The organism is Guptibacillus hwajinpoensis (assembly GCF_001039475.1).
In the GTDB taxonomy this organism is placed as follows: Bacteria; Bacillota; Bacilli; order Bacillales; family Guptibacillaceae; genus Guptibacillus; species Guptibacillus hwajinpoensis.
The window spans coordinates 434,544-451,834 of sequence record NZ_LELK01000001.1 but is presented as its reverse complement, the minus strand read 5'-3'; the positions used below and the strand labels follow the sequence as shown (position 1 = coordinate 451,834).

General features: G+C 38.8%; 20 protein-coding genes. 5 read left to right on the top strand and 15 right to left on the bottom strand.

Features of this window, described 5'->3' with window-relative positions:
• The first annotated feature begins 93 nt into the window (after positions 1–93).
• Both AB986_RS02435 and AB986_RS02430 read left to right on the top strand, forming a co-directional pair.
• Positions 94–627, top strand: coding sequence for a 5' nucleotidase, NT5C type (locus AB986_RS02435; RefSeq protein ID WP_048309284.1), 534 nt, complete (start codon positions 94–96; stop codon positions 625–627).
• Between the two features lie 11 nt (positions 628–638).
• Positions 639–1,559, top strand: coding sequence for an NAD(P)/FAD-dependent oxidoreductase (locus AB986_RS02430; protein WP_161797317.1), 921 nt, complete (start codon positions 639–641; stop codon positions 1,557–1,559).
• 133 nt (positions 1,560–1,692) lie between these two features.
• Here AB986_RS02430 and AB986_RS02425 read toward each other — a convergent pair whose 3' ends face one another.
• A complete protein-coding gene (locus tag AB986_RS02425) occupies positions 1,693–2,901 on the bottom strand; it encodes a D-alanyl-D-alanine carboxypeptidase family protein (RefSeq protein WP_048309283.1) in 1,209 nt (402 codons plus the stop codon).
• A 207-nt stretch (positions 2,902–3,108) separates the two neighbouring features.
• Positions 3,109–3,273 carry a hypothetical protein gene (locus tag AB986_RS22195; RefSeq protein WP_161797316.1) on the bottom strand — a complete coding sequence of 55 codons (165 nt, stop codon included), beginning with the start codon at positions 3,271–3,273 and terminating at the stop codon, positions 3,109–3,111.
• 174 nt (positions 3,274–3,447) lie between these two features.
• Between AB986_RS22195 and AB986_RS02420 the strand changes: the two genes are divergently transcribed.
• Complete coding sequence (locus AB986_RS02420; protein ID WP_048309282.1) at positions 3,448–3,651, top strand: alpha/beta-type small acid-soluble spore protein; 204 nt, start codon at positions 3,448–3,450, stop codon at positions 3,649–3,651.
• Between the two features lie 51 nt (positions 3,652–3,702).
• On the opposite strand, the gene AB986_RS02415 is transcribed toward AB986_RS02420, so the two are convergent.
• The 5 genes from AB986_RS02415 to AB986_RS02395 form a co-directional block, all read right to left on the bottom strand.
• Positions 3,703–4,200, bottom strand: a complete 498-nt coding sequence (locus AB986_RS02415) for a hypothetical protein (RefSeq protein WP_048309281.1) — start codon at positions 4,198–4,200, stop codon at positions 3,703–3,705.
• 51 nt (positions 4,201–4,251) lie between these two features.
• The gene (locus AB986_RS02410) at positions 4,252–4,506 is read right to left on the bottom strand and encodes a hypothetical protein (protein WP_048309280.1); all 255 of its coding nucleotides are present in this window, start codon (positions 4,504–4,506) and stop codon (positions 4,252–4,254) included.
• 109 nt (positions 4,507–4,615) lie between these two features.
• Positions 4,616–4,975, bottom strand: coding sequence for a YppE family protein (locus AB986_RS02405; RefSeq protein WP_048309279.1), 360 nt, complete (start codon positions 4,973–4,975; stop codon positions 4,616–4,618).
• 128 nt (positions 4,976–5,103) lie between these two features.
• On the bottom strand, positions 5,104–5,601 hold the full coding sequence (locus AB986_RS02400) for a MerR family transcriptional regulator (protein ID WP_048309278.1): 498 nt from the start codon (positions 5,599–5,601) through the stop codon (positions 5,104–5,106).
• Between the two features lie 336 nt (positions 5,602–5,937).
• Positions 5,938–6,903, bottom strand: a complete 966-nt coding sequence (locus AB986_RS02395; RefSeq protein ID WP_048309277.1) for a DUF2515 family protein — start codon at positions 6,901–6,903, stop codon at positions 5,938–5,940.
• A 99-nt stretch (positions 6,904–7,002) separates the two neighbouring features.
• On the opposite strand from AB986_RS02395, the gene recU reads away from it, so the two are divergent.
• On the top strand, positions 7,003–7,605 hold the full coding sequence (gene recU / locus AB986_RS02390; protein ID WP_048309276.1) for a Holliday junction resolvase RecU: 603 nt from the start codon (positions 7,003–7,005) through the stop codon (positions 7,603–7,605).
• 80 nt (positions 7,606–7,685) lie between these two features.
• A complete protein-coding gene (locus AB986_RS02385) occupies positions 7,686–10,409 on the top strand; it encodes a PBP1A family penicillin-binding protein (protein WP_048309275.1) in 2,724 nt (907 codons plus the stop codon).
• Positions 10,410–10,487: 78 nt separating this feature from the next.
• On the opposite strand, the gene AB986_RS21050 is transcribed toward AB986_RS02385, so the two are convergent.
• From AB986_RS21050 to AB986_RS02350, 8 genes are all read right to left on the bottom strand, one after another.
• On the bottom strand, positions 10,488–10,985 hold the full coding sequence (locus AB986_RS21050) for a YpoC family protein (RefSeq protein ID WP_152670904.1): 498 nt from the start codon (positions 10,983–10,985) through the stop codon (positions 10,488–10,490).
• Complete coding sequence (nth, locus tag AB986_RS02375; RefSeq protein WP_048309274.1) at positions 10,975–11,637, bottom strand: endonuclease III; 663 nt, start codon at positions 11,635–11,637, stop codon at positions 10,975–10,977. Before nth ends, AB986_RS21050 begins: the two co-directional genes overlap by 11 nt.
• A gap of 61 nt (positions 11,638–11,698) precedes the next feature.
• Complete coding sequence (locus AB986_RS02370) at positions 11,699–12,418, bottom strand: DnaD domain-containing protein (protein WP_048309273.1); 720 nt, start codon at positions 12,416–12,418, stop codon at positions 11,699–11,701.
• A 190-nt stretch (positions 12,419–12,608) separates the two neighbouring features.
• Positions 12,609–13,901: an asparagine--tRNA ligase gene (gene asnS / locus AB986_RS02365; protein ID WP_048309272.1), complete on the bottom strand. Its 1,293-nt coding sequence runs from the start codon at positions 13,899–13,901 to the stop codon at positions 12,609–12,611.
• Between the two features lie 153 nt (positions 13,902–14,054).
• Positions 14,055–15,242, bottom strand: coding sequence for a pyridoxal phosphate-dependent aminotransferase (locus AB986_RS02360; RefSeq protein WP_048309271.1), 1,188 nt, complete (start codon positions 15,240–15,242; stop codon positions 14,055–14,057).
• A gap of 20 nt (positions 15,243–15,262) precedes the next feature.
• Positions 15,263–15,760 (bottom strand): cell wall elongation regulator TseB-like domain-containing protein, encoded by a 498-nt coding sequence (locus tag AB986_RS02355; protein ID WP_048309270.1) that lies wholly within the window; start codon positions 15,758–15,760, stop codon positions 15,263–15,265.
• Positions 15,761–15,773: 13 nt separating this feature from the next.
• The gene (locus tag AB986_RS21335; protein WP_084006371.1) at positions 15,774–15,944 is read right to left on the bottom strand and encodes a YpmA family protein; all 171 of its coding nucleotides are present in this window, start codon (positions 15,942–15,944) and stop codon (positions 15,774–15,776) included.
• Between the two features lie 484 nt (positions 15,945–16,428).
• Positions 16,429–17,250, bottom strand: a complete 822-nt coding sequence (locus AB986_RS02350; protein ID WP_048309269.1) for a ComEC/Rec2 family competence protein — start codon at positions 17,248–17,250, stop codon at positions 16,429–16,431.
• Positions 17,251–17,291: the final 41 nt, after the last annotated feature.

The following is a 17,291-nucleotide window of genomic DNA, read 5'->3' as shown; positions in this document are numbered from 1 at the left end:
GACCATTAGGTTCTTGCTTTCTTTGTGAAGAATTGTCGAGAATACTGTTCACTGTTATAGTAAAGTGGAATGTGATAGGAAAGAAGTGAGCTAATGAAAACATTACTAATTGATATGGACTCGGTTATTTGTAATCTAATGTCAGAATGGCATAAGCGATACAACGAAGACTATAATGACGATTTATCTGTAGACAAGCTGCTGTGCTGGCGATCAGAGGATTATGTGAAAGCTGAATGTGGAGAGAAAATATACGATTACCTAGATGAGCCTGGTTTATTTCTACATTTAGAACCTCTCCCCTATGCAATCGACGTACTCAAACGACTCTGCAACCACTACGATGTACTAATCGTTACAAGTAGTCGTACATACGCATATACTGAAAAGGAATTGTGGGTGGAAAAGCACCTCCCTTTCATTGGGAAAAGAAATTTAATCTTCTCTCATCGTAAAGAAATGATTCGAGGAGACTTACTTTTTGATGATGCCCCACATAACTTGGTTGCATTTAATAAAACAGGTAGAACTGCTGTGGCAATGAGCTATGAATATAATCAACAAGTCGATGTGCCTCGTGTGAGTAACTGGCTAGAATTCGAGAAGTGGCTTTCAACATGGAAATGAGGGGGAAATCTGTGATTGAACCAATTAAAATCGATCTACTCATTATTGGCGGTGGACCCGCTGGTATTTCAGCTGCAATATGGGCTAAGCGTTTGGGTGTTAACCATCTCTTACTTGAAGCAAGATCAGAAATTGGCGGACAATTAACTGACATTCATAACAAGATCATTGATTACCCAGGTAGGATTGTCCAAAACGGCGTTGAGCTACAAGAACATTTTAAACAGCACGCTCAAAAAATTGCCTTTAACGTTGAAACTGAATGTAAGGTTGATTGGGTTGATTGGGATAAAAAAAGGATTTCCTCTAATAAGAATGCTATTTATGAGTTTCGTTCAATTCTAGTCACCACTGGTTCTTCTCCTAGAAAATTGCGAGTTCCTGGTGAACAAGAAATGATTGACAGGAACGAAGTGTACTCTGCTACGAGAGACAAAGATAAATTTAAAGGAAAAGAAGTGGCTGTCATTGGAGGAGGAGATCGCGCTTTTGAGGGGGCTCTTCTACTTGCAGAAGCAGGATCTAACGTCACATTAATTCATCGATCCGAACAATTTAAGGCTAGAAAAGAATTTACAGATCCAGTTATACAACACGCCAATATTAATGTCATTACAAATACGGTTGTCACAAACATCCAAGGTGGAAATAGAAAACAATTAACCCTGGCGACTCTAGAGAGCACCTCAACAGTTACAGTAGACGCCGTCTTCATTCGAATTGGAGTTGAACCAAATACATACGCATTTAAGGATGGCATTTCACTTGACGATGAAGGATATATAACCTGTACGTCTGTTGGAGAAACGTCACTCCCTTATGTCTATGCAGCCGGAGATGTTTGCACTCGGCCCCTCTTATCAAGCATCGCCTCTTCTGTAGGTCAGGGCATGACAGCAGTTAAATGTTTATCATTTTATTTAAATAATTAGCTATGTTAGCTCATATTGTTGATTTCTGGATTTTCGGCTCATTCGAATGAGCCAAAAATCAACACTATTCATTAACTTAGCTAAATGATTAGAAAAAAAGGACCCAGTGGGGTCCTTTTTTTGTGTGAATTTATTAGTAAGGAAAAGTTCTTGACCTTCTTTTAGGTGGTTTTGCCCTTCCAATAAATAAAGCAACCATGATAACAGTAAAAATACTGATGCCAATATAAAAGATCAACTCGCTAGATAATGTAAAAGTATTGTTTTCTTCATTAGTAGTGACGGCAACTTCTGTCACATCTTTTGAAGAAGGAGCTGCTTCTGCTTCTACATTAGATCTAGATAACCATTCAGAATCAAGGACTGATTCAATAGTTCCTGTATCACTCACTAGCTTTCCGGAATCATTTACGTTAATCTGTACCGTTTGATTATCTTGTTGAAAAAGCGTTAGTTCTTCTGCTAAAGAATATGTTTCATTATCTCGTTCTGCAAGCTCAGTCCCTTTTTCAAATAGGACTGGAGAAAAAGCTTCGAAACCATAGTTCATTAGAGCTAGCGTATCTTGATAAGCAATTTGGTCATCGTTTGCTTTCATCGTAACAGCAATTAATTCCTGATTATCTTTAGTAGCTGTAGTAACAAGTGTAAATCCTGATTTTGAAACAAATCCATTCTTTCCACCTGTCACAAAATCATAATCCAGCAATAAACGATGATGATTAATTAACGTTGTATCCCAATTATCGCCGCTCCATTCAAATTCATTAATACCAAAAATGGACTTGAACTGCTCATTCTTCATCGCATACTGCGTAATTTTCGCCATATCTTTTGCTGTCGTCACATGCATTTCATCAAAGAGTCCATGAGGGTTTGTAAAATGACTACTTTTCACTCCTACTTCCTCTTCTACAAACGTAGTCATGTCATCTGCAAAAGAATCAACGCTTCCACTTAAATGTTCAGCAATTGCAATAGCAGCATCGTTCCCTGAATTAACTAGCATACCCTTCACTAACTTATCTAATGGGACCATTTCTCCCTCTTCAAGATATACTCTCGTCCCATCTACTTCTCTTGCTTTCTTGCTCACTTTTGTCATATCATTCATTTTCCCTGATTCTACTGCCATCAATGCAGTAACAATTTTTGTAATGCTTGCAGGGTACATTACTTCTTCACTACTCTTCTCAAAGAGTACTTGACCTGTTTTTCCATCAATTAGAATAGCGGTTTCACTTTTAATATCTGGTGATTGTTGAGCAAATAGCGTTTCAGGAAATAAAGTAGCTGTCATAATGACAACAAATGTAATTAGCCAGTTCTTTTTTTGAATCATGGATGCTCCTCTTTCTTTCATGCTATTTAGATTGTTCGTATTACTTTCTTTTGGGATGTCTAGTACAAAGGACCTGATTCGAACCCTATTATAGCGAATGAGGAGTAAATTTAATACCTATATTTTATAGTCGCGATAACCGTTTTCTAATTTAATCACCATTTATAATCCTAACAAAATAAAATAACCGCCGAGAGCGGTTATTAATTAACAAGCATTGGAAACTTTCCACTTCTCCACTACATCCTTTGGTGCACTCCAACATAGCCAAGAAACAAGGACTTTGTTCCCTCCTTGTGATACCATCCAGTACTCCCACCTTCTCTTTTCAGGATTTTGATACAAACCAGACTTCTTCACAAAACGTTCCACCTTGTCATCTCCTCCAATACACAAATCATTATGTAAACAATTCGATATAAAATGACTAAATCCTTTAAATATTCTGAACTATATAAGTATTATTCTACCATTATGTTCCTCTTTAATCGTCGTATATGAATTTATGGTTTTGAGCATCATATTAGTCAAGGAGGTGTACACAACATGGCAAACAATAATAGCTCAAACAATCTGGTAGTCCCTGGTGTACAACAAGCTTTAGATCAAATGAAGTACGAAATTGCTAGCGAATTTGGCGTACAACTTGGTCCAGACTCCACAGCTCGCTCTAACGGATCTGTTGGAGGAGAAATTACAAAGCGCCTTGTCCAAATGGCTGAACAGCAAATGGGCGGCGGAAGTAACTAATTATTAACCGAATAGTATGGATATAGAAGGCGGAGAAATCCGCCTTCTTCTTTATTCATCAAGTAACTGCGATGTTTGCACTGCATATTCAATAAGTTCTGAAAGGTCACTGATTTGATCCTCATTAATACGTCGGTTGAATTCTAGTTGGATGTGACTAGTTAGCTCTTCCTCTTGATTATAAACAAAAGAAACCTTCTGCTGAATTGAAGGCCTGTAACCCCAAATGCTTCTAATGTCTTCCTCAATTTTTGCACATTCCTCTGTATCTGAAATCAACACGTCAAAACTTATGTTAATTTCACAGCCTGGATTACTATTTTCGATTTGAAGCTGTTCAGCACTGAAGTTTGCCAGATCAGCAAACAGTCCAATGGTTACTCTAACTTGAGGATTCTCATTGAACTGTACTTCGTACATACGTGATAACGATGCAAGATCAACAAGATCCTTTCGATTAATAATCGAGATCTCTCCTTCAAGATCCCGATCATACAATTCCCCTTCAAGAACGACTTTCACGTTCTCATAAATCGTTGGATCAAACATTCAATCCCCTCCTGCTATTCCACTATACCACGATATTAGGAGGACTATGGGTTAAGAACTGGACCGAGGATGAGAACGTGCAAATTGAACAAATGTTTCTTCGTCGCCTATTTCTCCACAAGCTGCACACTGAATGCGCATTTCAGGTCCTTTATAGGCTAGATGAAAGGGATCCGTCGCACCTTCTTCCATTACTGATACAACTTCTCCAGTTTCAGGATCCAGCTTTACTGATGTTGCTCGTTGTTCAATTTTATTAAATCTCATTCGATTTGTTTTACATCTTGGACATAAGTAAGCAGTCATTGTGTCACTCCCTTTTTCTATAGTGTTTCTCTAGAATGGGAATTATTATACATTCAATACGGTAAGTGAAATTAGAATTAAGTCGATAAACGAGCAGCGCAATGCTCGTTTATTCTGCCTGTTCGAGTAACTTTTCAAGAACAAACTCAATCGATTGCACTCGCTCGTTAAACTTCTTTGGTCCAGTATCTTTTTGCCAAGCAACTACTGACACCATTTCTAGATTCTCATACGTATTTTTAATCTGTATAGGATACAAATACTTAGGCTTATTCTCCATTACCCATTCACGTGCGAGTGGCTCCCACTCCTTCAACAGTTCAAGCGTCCGATCAGCAAAGGGTTTAACTTCCTCGTAGAAGTTAACTTTATATTCATCAAGATGCGTCCTAGTGGCATATTGATTTCGCGCTTCTTCATTAAGTTCTAATAACTCTTTCGTTAAGTGTAGTAGCTTATCTTGTTTCATACCAGTCACTCCTATCATATTAATCCTAACATAGAATCTTATCGATTTTCATAAAGAGTGACCTTGATGACAAACAAAAAACCTTATATCCATATCGGACATAAGGCCAGAAGTGAACCATTAGGATGTTAGAAACTGAATAGACTCATGATCCATGGACGCTTTACTTTGCCCGACGACTGACCTACTGCCTCCTGAATAGACGTATGATCTTCAAGTTCAACTAACTTCTCTTCCAAAGAAGTTACTTTCTTTACAAGTTCATCTAGTTCAGATCGATGCTGAAGAACTTGCACTGTAATCACTTCATTCGCTTTTTCTTCTAACTGACGCTCAAGTTGTTCTAATCTTACAGTAAAACGATCAAGTCTTTGTTCAAAAGATTCCTGTGAGATGACTTTTATGGGAGAAGATTTTTCATTTGTTCCCCCTTTAATCTTCTCCATTGAATAACCCTTTCGCAAATCATTTTTGATTGATTTCAACTCCTCTAACGTATCATTAGTAAATAGAAAGTGGCCTTTTTCATTTTTCTCACACGATAACTCAAAATACTTTACCCAGCGCTGAACAGTAGTAGGGTTTACACCAAGTTCATCTGAAACCTGTTTTGTTTTTAATAACATGCAATCCCATCCCTTCTGTCAATCTCAGGCCGTAGCCTGTTTTATTGTATTGGATATATTCGCCCTTTCTTATCCATTGCCTTCTTCTCTGACAAAACTAGAACCGTTTCGGCAAAGGTAGTGGTTTACCGCTAAAGGAAGATGAATTCGACACGTTGAAAGAATGATTTTGTAACATCTGCTCACACTAATAAGAGGAGGTGACATGTAATGACCAAAAAGCAGAAAGTAGAAAAAACGGCTCGAAAAAGACAACCTAATCAAGAAGAAACAAGAACTGGATATGGCAATAAAAAAATTGAAGGCCCAGATCGTCCTTCAACATAGACGCAGGAGCTATTCTCTTCGCTTCTGCTTTAATAAGTTCTCAAATTCAATACCAAATTTGATTTGACTTCTTTTCCCTTCGTACCAATCTGTAACCTCAACCATATCGGGCAGCGTTACTTCAGCATTAAGAATTTTTTGGACGTAACGCTGTCCCATATACCAGTCGACCTTTTCATTTTGATGATGCTGAATAATTGGATAAACCATCCTTACCATTGGACCATCTCTTCTTTTCCCCATAAAGCGTTCATAATCATATCGTGATCCTGTAGGATAAACCGAAGCTGAAAAATGTAGAAACTCTCGATGATAAAGGGGATGAAATAACAGTGCACTTAGTTTTTTACCTAACTCGATGCGGTTTTTCGTATGCTTAAAGCCGCTTACTGACAGTCCATACAACCTTCCTTTCACGGTAGGAAATAACACTGTACTGAAGTGAAACCAGTCTTGAACGTTGAAGATCATAGAACGAAACACCTTTTTTGCATAAAAATGGTGTTTCAGTACAGGTACTTCTATCACATGCTGTTCATTTATAATGAGCGCAACCATCAATCGTTTCTCATCACGTGTTAAAAAGAAAGATTCCCATTCCTCCACCATGAACTCTGACACCCCAAATGCTCTGCAGCCATGAATCATAGACGTATTGCACTCTTTGCTTTTTGCATAAAGAAGAAGCTGAGGTGCTGCGTCATTAAAAATCGTCCAATTTGCACGTTCGTATGCTAGAAAGAGATGTCGCAATTGATCCTCTTCTAATATCCTAGGAAACCACTCCCCACTTAAATCACTCATGCTCCAACCTGCATTACGAGAAACCATAGACGCAAGAAATGCCCACTTGATTTCAGGATGCTTGTTATAAAACTTGTAGTAAAATACGGTACGTGAAATATTATCACGATTCCAAGTTGCTGTGATCGCTTTGATTTCTTCTATTAAGTGAATCGATTTCTCATTCTCCATTTATTTTTCACCTGCTTGAAACATTTTTGTCGTACAACTCGTTATAATTAAAGTAGAATAGATTCAGTGCACCTTTTATATTTAGAAAGGATGATTATCATGCCGATTCGATATCCGAATGGAAAGCCGTACGTCCCTTCGGCCAAGAATCAGCTCGCAAGCCAGAAACAGAAATCTTACAGCAATCGAGGGATGACGCTTGAAGAAGATATAAACCAGAGTAATACGTATTATCTCTCAACAGGTAAAGCCGTTATTCACAAAAAGCCGACTCCTGTTCAAATTGTGAACGTCGACTATCCAAAAAGAAGTGCTGCCGTCATTAAAGAAGCCTACTTCAAACAAGCTTCAACGACGGATTACAATGGTGTTTATAACGGAAGGTACATCGATTTTGAAGCGAAAGAGACTCGCAATAAAACTTCTTTTCCCTTAAGTAACTTTCATGAGCATCAAATCACGCATATGCAGCAAATCCATGAACAAAATGGCATTTGCTTCGTTTTGCTTCGCTTTTCTATCACAGACCAGGTCTATTATTTGGATGCAAGTCATCTCTTTACATATTGGAACACGATGAAGGATGGTGGTAGAAAATCAATTAAGAAAGAAGACATAGAGAAACAAGGTATATTGATTCCATATACTTTTCAACCACGTATTGACTATATAAAGATTATTGATAGAATGTATTTCAATTAAAGAAGTTAGGTTTCTATTCATAAAAAAAAGGATTGTTTCGAATCCTATAAAGAGTACAGGCTTGAAAGGCAGGAATATTAATGAGTGATTATCAATCTCGGCAAGAACGACGTAAATCAAACAGCAAGAAAAAACCTCCTTCCAAAAAACGAGGTAAAAGTGGTCTATTTAAGAAAATCTTACTTACATTAGTCATACTATTTCTAGTTGGTATTGCAGCTGGAGGAATTACAGCAATAGCCTATATTAATAATGCACCAGAGCTCGATCCTGACAAGCTCGCTAACCCACAATCTTCTGTCATACTTGATAGAAATGATGAGGAAGTTCAAACCCTAGCCGGTACTGATGCTAGAGAGATAGCGAAGTTTGAAGAAATTCCAGACGTAGTGAAACAAGCATTTGTTTCTGTAGAAGACACTCGTTTCTATGAGCACTTTGGAATTGATCCTAAACGAATTGGTGGTGCCGTCTTAGCAAACATCACACAAGGGTTCGGTGCTGAAGGCGCGAGTACAATTACACAGCAAGTCATTAAAAACTCGTTGCTTACATCTGAGAAATCGTTAGAACGTAAGGTTCAGGAAGCTTACCTATCTGTCAAACTTGAACAGGAATATTCAAAAGATCAAATACTTGAAATGTATTTGAATAAAATCTATTTCGGTAATGGTGCTTGGGGAGTCGTTGCTGCGGCAGATACTTATTTTGGCAAGAACCTTATTGAAGAAGAATTAACCGCAGGTGAAGCTGCAATGCTTGCTGGACTTCCGCAACGACCTAGTTACTATGATCCGTTTGAAAACCCTGACGCAGCTACAAAACGCAAAAACATTGTGTTAAGCCTAATGGAAAAAGAAGGCGTTATTACTGCTGAAGAAGCTGATAAATTCCAGGCTGAAAAAGTAGAAAATATGATTGTTTCCAAAACGGAAGACACAGAAAGCGATCAGTATAAGGTCTTTATGGATCAGGTTGTAAAAGAATTAAGAGAGCGTGATGATATCACGGAAAAAGATATCTACTCTGGTGGTCTTAAAATCTATACAACTCTAGATACACGAGCACAAGATATTACTACAGAAGTGGTTGCAAACTATCCTTATTCGAACGAAGATATTCGATCTGGTCTTGTGCTACTTGATACGAAAACAGGCTCCATTCGCGCGATTGGCGAAACACGTAAAGATGAAAACGTAATAACATATGCTACAACAGGTGGATTCCAACCTGGATCTACAGCAAAGCCAATCATTGCTTACGGTCCAGCTATTGAGAATATGCAGTGGTCGACAGGAAGATCCCTTAAAGATGAACCTCTTAAAATTGGTGAAGCTAACATTCGAAACTGGGACCGGAACTATCGTGGACAGGTTTCCATGAGAAGAGCACTTGAAATGTCCTATAACGTCCCTGCTGTTAACACATTTCTTGATGTTGGAGAAAAACCTGCTCAGGAATTCGCTAATAAGCTTGGTATGAATCTTGAGGATGATCAAATGGTACCTACTGCAGCAATCGGTACATTTAGTACGTCACCACTCCAAATGTCGGGAGCATATGCTGCTTTCGGTAATGGAGGAACTTATAACGAACCACACTCAGTACGAAAAGTTGTTTTCCCAAATGGGCAAGAGATTAACCTTGAGCCAGAATCTGCGAAAGCAATGAATGACTACACAGCTTACATGATTAGTGACATGTTGAAATCAGTCGTTGATAGTGGAACAGGAACAGACGCTAAAATACCTGGACTTCCTGTTGCTGGTAAAACAGGAACGACGAACCATGACGCTGCCGTAATACAAGAACAAGGTTTTCCTACCTCTGGAATTGTTAAGGATGCCTGGTTCGCAGGGTATACCACTGAGTATTCAATGGCCGTATGGACTGGTTATAATAAACCAAATGCTCATTATCTTGACTCCAGTAAAGGCGAAGACGATACTTCAAAACTCCTGTTCAAAGAGATTATGAGTAGGGTTTCAGAAGGAATCAATACAGCAGATTTCCAGAAACCCGATTCCGTTATTGAGGTTGGAGTTGAGGAAAGTACAGGCTTACTTCCTAGTGATTACACGCCGAAAGATAAAATAGTGTATGAACTATTTGTTAAAGGAAATACGCCAGAGAAAACATCTACTAAATACCAACAACCTGATGGAGTCACTGGTTTATCAGGTCAATACAATGTAGACTCAAATAGCATAACACTATCATGGCAGCCAGGTGAAGATAAGAAATTCACTTATAAAGTTGAGATGAGCGTCAATGGTGGTGGTTATCAATCCTTAACCGAAACAGGAGAAACAAGCTTTACTATTGAAAATGTAGAAAAAGGTAGCGAATATAAATTTAAAGTAACAGCTGTTACTGAAGCTGGAGTCTCTACTAAACCATCTGAAACAACTGTCTCCGTTCCTGCTGAGCCTGAGCCGGAACCTGAAGAAGATCCTGAAGAAGAACAAGAAGAACAAGAAGAAGAAACTCCTTCTGAAGATGGTAATGAAGAAGGCGACACTTCTGGTAATGGTGACCAAAATGGTGATGGCAACCAAGGAGAAGAAGAACCTCCCGCTGAAGATAACGGTGGAACACCAAATGAAGATGGTAACAATGAAGGCCAAAATGATGGCGAGGGTAACACCGGAGCTGAAAATGGTATTGGTAATGATTCAGATGCTGGGTCTGGAAATGAAAATGGTAACTCAGGTTCCAATACAGGAAACGACGAAACCAATTCAGACACCCAATCTAATGCACCAGCTGCAGACAGTACAACACCTAACAATCAAAACGACTAGTTGCTTCAAAACGAAAGAAAAGCCAAACCTAATCAGGTTTGGCTTTTCTTATGGTGATTTTCTTACTTAGGCTTTGCTCTATAGTCGTTCAACACTCTTTACTTTCCACTTCTTATGCATCTCCTCTATTAGTTCACCAAGCTGGATAAATGATACAAAAAGATCTGGTTGATTTAAAAGATATTGAATACGTTCTTTTCCATTTAAAGGTTTTATAGAAAGTGTATTGAAAATTTCGTCCCATATACCAGGACACGCAGGTAGACCATTCATCCAAAAGAGAGCTTCAAAAAAATACCCAATTTGAGCGGTCATTTCAGTTGTTGCATAACATTTATTTCGTTCAGCAAACAGTTTAGCAAGTTGGGGTTTGCATATTTTCCATTCCATAAAGTATGCATTAAGATACGCTTCTGGGTCATCCCATGGTCTTTCTGTGTAATCCCCTTGGAGATGCATAACTTCAAACAAGAAAGGAAGTCGCCCCTCTCTTCTCTTCAGAATATCTAGCCAATCAGACCCTTCAAAGAAAAATGAGTTTTGTAGATCATTAAACAGGATACGTTTATCGTCCATTTCGCACACGCTGCTTCATCCGCTTTTGCCCTTCACGACAAATTTCAAGCAATGGACATTGCTCACACTGCGGTGACTGAGCTTTACAATGGTAGCGTCCAAAGAAAATAAAACGGTGGTGAGAAACGGACCATTCATCTTCTGGTATTTTCCTCATTAAAGTCTTCTCAACTTCTAATACAGAATCCTTCCATCGACAGATACCAAGCCGTTTGCTAACTCTCTCGACATGTGTATCTACTGCAATAGCAGGAACATCAAAAGCTACAGATGCGATAACATTAGCGGTCTTACGCCCTACTCCTGAAAGCTCCATTAGCTCTTCTCTAGACTCAGGCAATGAACCTTGATACTGCTCAACGACTGTTCGAGCTAGCTTTTTAATATTCTTAGCCTTATTCCTAAAAAGACCGATTCGTCTAATGTCATTCTCTAGTTCCTCGATAGGCACCTCAAGGAAGTCTTCTGGTCCATTGTATTTAGCAAACAGGCCAGGGGTTACTTTATTTACAAGGGCATCTGTACACTGTGCAGACAAAACAACTGCGATAGCAAGTTCAAATGGCGTAGAATGGTTTAACTCACAATGCGCATCAGGAAACATCTCACCCATTGTGTCTAGAACACGTCTAATTTGGACCTTTGTAAGCAATTTCAGCATTCCTTTCTTATAAAAAAAAGCGGAAGTTGAGCTTCCGCTTTTACGCTATTTTCTATCGACCTAGCCAGTTATAAATAGGTGCACTTTGACCTGGATCATTTTTGGAATCAGATTTAGAAGCCGGTGTTTTTTTGTCATACTGATGTCTTCTAAATTTCTCACCATAAGACCTCGCTTGATCGACTGTTTTGATACCATTTCGCTTCCATTCAAATAAAATGCGATCAATATAGCGGAAGTTAAGCTTACTAGCAAGGACAGACTCTTTTAGCGCTGCCTTAATCAGTTCAGCGTCATGTTTATCTCCATCAATCCACATCGCTAGCGTTTCACATTCAATCGGTGAGAGAGGTCTAGCAAATTCACGTTCAAAAAGCGTATAAAGGCTTTCCTCGTTTTCTACGTTTTTGGCTGCAGACTTTTCTGCCTCTTCTTGTTCAATTGCAACAAAGATGCGATCCCACAGTGGAAGAAGCGAATAAGCTTCTGAATAATAGTTTTTGTCTTCATTTCGGTGTTCTTCTATAGTGAGTACACCCTTCTGCATTAACTGTTGAATTTTATCTAAACACGCTTGGGGTGAATAGGTCATAGTCGATGCAAGTTCTTCTGGAGTAGGAAATGAATTCCCCTTTTCAATGAAGCTGTGTAGTTTAATTAGAAAGAAAGTATCTTCCTCATGTAGACCAATTCTAGCGTAGTAAGTAAGAAGCAGTCTCGGTACTGAGAAATGACCTTCATTCAATATGTGAATCATGTGTTCCTTCTTCATCCCATCCACCTCTACCTTTCATTATAGCATGCGGGCAATTCGTGAAGGGAGTATAAAAATTTAGAGCACAATAGATGCCTTGAATTCCTATATCCTCTGTTCGTTTCTACCTGTATGATTTCATTTTATAAACTCTCTCAGATAAAGACGCCTCTTTCATTAAGAAAGAAGCGTCAGCTTTGTTATTCTATCATGGATATAGACGATTTAAAAGGCGCGGGAATGGAATTGTTTCACGAACATGTTCCACACCAGAAAGCCATGCTACTGTTCGTTCTAATCCAAGGCCGAAACCTGAATGTGGAACGGAACCATAACGACGAAGTTCAAGGTACCATTTGTAAGCATCATCCGTTAGACCATGTTCCTCGTAACGCTGCTCAAGCAGTGCAAGGTCATCAATTCGTTGACTTCCTCCAATAATCTCACCATATCCTTCAGGTGCAATTAAATCGGCACATAGGACAACATCCTCACGCTCAGGATCTGGCTTCATATAGAAAGCTTTAATATCTTTAGGATAATTCGTAATGAATACTGGTTTTTCAAAGCTTTCTGCAATCGCCGTTTCATGTGGGGCACCAAAGTCTTCTCCCCACTCGATGTCTGTAAACCCTTTATCCTTCAATAGGGTAATCGCATCATCGTATGAAATACGAGGGAATGGTGCTTTGATTGCTTCAAGTTTTGATAAATCACGATCAAGAGTTTTAAGCTCCAATTGACAGTTATCTAAGACAGACTGAACAAGGAAGCTTACATACTGTTCTTGTACTTCAAGACTTTCATCATGATTCATAAACGCCATCTCGGGTTCAATCATCCAGAACTCGATTAAATGACGACGTGTTTTGGACTTTTCTGCTCGGAATGTTGGACCAAACGAAAATACTCTACCAAATGCCATCGCAGCTGCTTCCATATAAAGCTGACCACTTTGTGAAAGGTAAGCATCTTCTTCAAAGTACTTTGTATGGAACAAATCAGTTGTTCCTTCAGCGGAACTTCCTGTTAAAATTGGTGGATCGATTTTCACGAAATCATTCTCATTAAAGAATTGGTACGTTGCACGAATAATTTCGTTACGGATACGCAGAATAGCATTCTGACGACGTGAACGGATCCAAAGATGGCGATTGTCCATTAAAAATTCTGTGCCGTGCTCTTTTGGAGTAATTGGGTAATCCACTGCTTCGTGAATTAATTCTACATTTGTAACCGTCAGTTCATAACCTGATTGTGAACGATCATCTTCACGCACAATCCCTGTTACCCATACTGAAGATTCCTGAGTAAGGTTCTTCGCAGCTTCCCACGCTTCCTCAGTAACTTCTTTTTTCACCATTACGCCTTGAATAAATCCTGTACCATCACGAAGTTGTAGAAACTGAATCTTACCGCTAGAACGCTTATTATGTAGCCATGCACCAATTGTGACAGACTGTTCAACCTGTTTATCTACATTTGAAATCGTTGTTTTCACTGCTAATTTCCCTCCAACTAATTAAGAAAAGCGATCGCACCAATCAATATGATCTAAAGAAAGCTTGCATATGACCGCTTTATATTATTTAGGTTACTAAACCCAATTGTTCAATCTATATTATACCGATTATTTCATTATACAACAACTTGATTAGACAGCTTGTTTTGCCTTAACAAATCGCTCAATACGATGAATAGCTTCTAAGATCACATCTAATGAAGTCGCATATGAGAGTCTTACATTCTCAGGCGATCCAAAACCAGATCCGGGTACGAGGGCAACCTTCTCTTCTTCAAGTAGACCTTTAACAAAATCATCAACAGAGTTGAATCCCGTCTTCTCTGCTGCTTCTTTTGCATTAGGGAAAAGATAGAAAGCACCTTCCGGCTTTACACAAGTGAATCCTGGAATGCGATTCAATTTGTCGTAGACAGTATTTAGTCTTTCTTCAAAAGCTTGTTTCATCTCTGCAACAGGTTCCTGGGAGCCTTCATATGCTGCAAGTGCTGCGTATTGAGAAATAGAAGTTGGGTTTGATGTTGAATGGCTTGCAAGGTTCGTCATAGCTTTAATAATTTCTTTTCTCCCTGCAGCGTAGCCAATTCTCCAACCGGTCATAGAATGGGATTTTGAAACCCCATTAATGATAATCGTTTGTTGCTTTAACTTATCAGAAAGCTGAGCAATTGACGTATGCTCTGCTCCATCATAGACAAGCTTCTCATAAATTTCGTCTGAAACAATCAAAATGTCGTGCTTCAAGCAAAATGCACCAATTTGCTCCAATTCATCTGGTGTATAGATAGACCCAGTAGGGTTTGAAGGAGAATTAATAATGACTGCTTTTGTTCGTGATGAAACAACTTCTTCGAGTTGATCAACGGTCACTTTAAAAGCTTGTTCTTCTTTCCCCTCTACATAAACCGGATGGCCACCTGCAAGCTTCACCTGTTCAGGATAACTAACCCAATATGGCGTTGGGATGATAACTTCATCACCTTCATCAAGAATCACTTGAAATAACGTATAAAGAGCATGTTTCGCTCCTGTGCATACGATAATTTCATCCGGATTATAGGATATGTTTTGATCCTCCTCGAACTTTGATATGATACTTTCTTTTAAGGGAAGAATTCCACCAGCAGGTGTATACTTTGTTAATCCTTCATCCATCGCATTCTTAGCTGCTTCCAAAATGTGCAGCGGTGTATTAAAGTCAGGCTCTCCTGCACCAAGTGCAATGACATCGTGTCCTTCTGCTTTCAATGCTTTCGCTTTCGCTGTTATTTCAAGTGTGGCAGATGGCGTAAGAGCCGCAACTCGCTTTGATAAATTCATATCGATTCCTCCCATTGTTCTTAACTTTGTCTAATTGTTCTCGACCGCCAGTATTCTCCATTGCTGTAATAATAATAAGCAAATGTGTAGCGATTATCAGTATCAATAAACGTTGCTTCCCAAACAAGAACTTGCTGATCTTCTTTATTTGTTTCGATACCTGGTTTAATATCAATAATCTCCATTGGAGAATATTGTTCCGATATTTTGTTTTTTATCGCTTCAGAGGTAACGCCCTCTTCGGTTTTCTTCGTTACAAGAGGTGCTTTCTCTTCAGGTACAAACACGTATACTTCTTCACCATCATTATTTGGTCCTTTTAATACAACATAGGCATCGTCTGTTCCATGGTATTGGATCGTTTCATCAACGGTAGAAATAACCGCCTCTGATTTTGCCCTTTGCATGGCTTTCTCTTCAAGCTTGTCTGGGTAGTCTAGAACTGATTGATAAAATGAAATACCTTGCCAAATCAATACAATGAAAATAACACTAGAAATTATACCGATAACTTTCATTACGTTCATCCGATTATGTACGATAAATCGTAAAGATCATTTGTTCCGGGTCGTTTTCATCAAGTGCTAGACCGAACATTAGATCTTTTTCTTTTAACGTTCGATTTAATGAGTCTACAATTTTATAAATATCAAGTGACTTGCTGACTTTTACAGTCGACAATACTTCAATATTACTTTCCACATCTGCCAACTCCCTGTTTAATATGTAATTTACCAATTAGTAAGCTTTCGCTAAATCATGCTTCCCCCTATATTTACTACTTATAGTTGAAATGGTAAGTGACAAACTATAAGTACCGCTAAAAGCGGTGCACTATAAAAGTGCCCCACTTCCAACATTGCCTGCGCACTGCGCGGGCTCTTTTACGTTAGCGCTAGTTAAGAAAGTGGTAGGAAAACGCTCCTGTTAGGAAAAGTCTCTTATCTAAAAGATTGTTGCTTTTAAAGCAATTATTGAGAAGAACCACACTTAGCTGATTGGAGCGGAAGGAGGCTCAAGTGTCCCGCCCCGCGGAAAGCGAGCATCCTGAAGCGGAAATTAACCCGCTATAGCAACAACAATTTCTACGAAAAAGATCCCAGGAAAAACAAGCGATTAGTCACTGTTTTCTACCACTATTTTTCAATAAGTTTCGGTATTTTGCAACATATAACCATAAGAAAGTTTATCTTGTTTCCTTAGTTGGAAGCGTAATAACATCGTATCGATCATTCTGAAACCGTAGTGTAACACTTCCAATCCGATAAGGATAATAAACGTCCGTCCAGGTTTCACTAAGACGTTCAAGTACAGATTCACTAACATCGATGTTTTTATGTCGAAAAATAACAGCCATTTGAGGATCGATTGAGCTAAGAAATTCAGCTGATGTACCATTACCGTCCCCGAAGTTCGCAACTTTCAGCACTTCTACCGTTCGTCCTGAAGAGGCAATCGATTCTTCTAATTCCACATCTACTTCACCCATCATTAATAAATGTTGGCTTCCTAAGGATAGCATATATGTGACTTCTCCGGCCTTAGAAATGTTTATTATTTCGGCATTAACATCTTCTAATAGTTCTAACTTTTGTTTATCTCTCACTACCGTTTTAACTACTTGAGAAGGTATTGGTGAAATGAGTGACTTTTGGAGCTGATCAGATATTAACAACTCATTTACATTAAAGTACCGGAGTAACGTGTTGATATTACCTGTATAAACCTCATCTGCGTTGGTTAGGAATACCTTACTAATTTCTTTAACATTTAATATTCGAAGGCGATCGATAAGCTCTTCTTCAGAAGCTGAACTGCCTGTATTAATTAACACAGCTCCACCTTCTGATCGTTGGAGCAAGATCGCTTCACCAACAGATAAATCAAGAAATGTGATCGCAACTTCATGATTTTCTAAATTCAAATCAACCGATTCAATAGAGGCTTCTGCACTGTTACTACTAAAACACAAAACGATCAAAAAACTAACCAGAACGAATCTCTTCATCACAATACCTCCCCTTAGGATTAGTTTGTGACGAATGAATG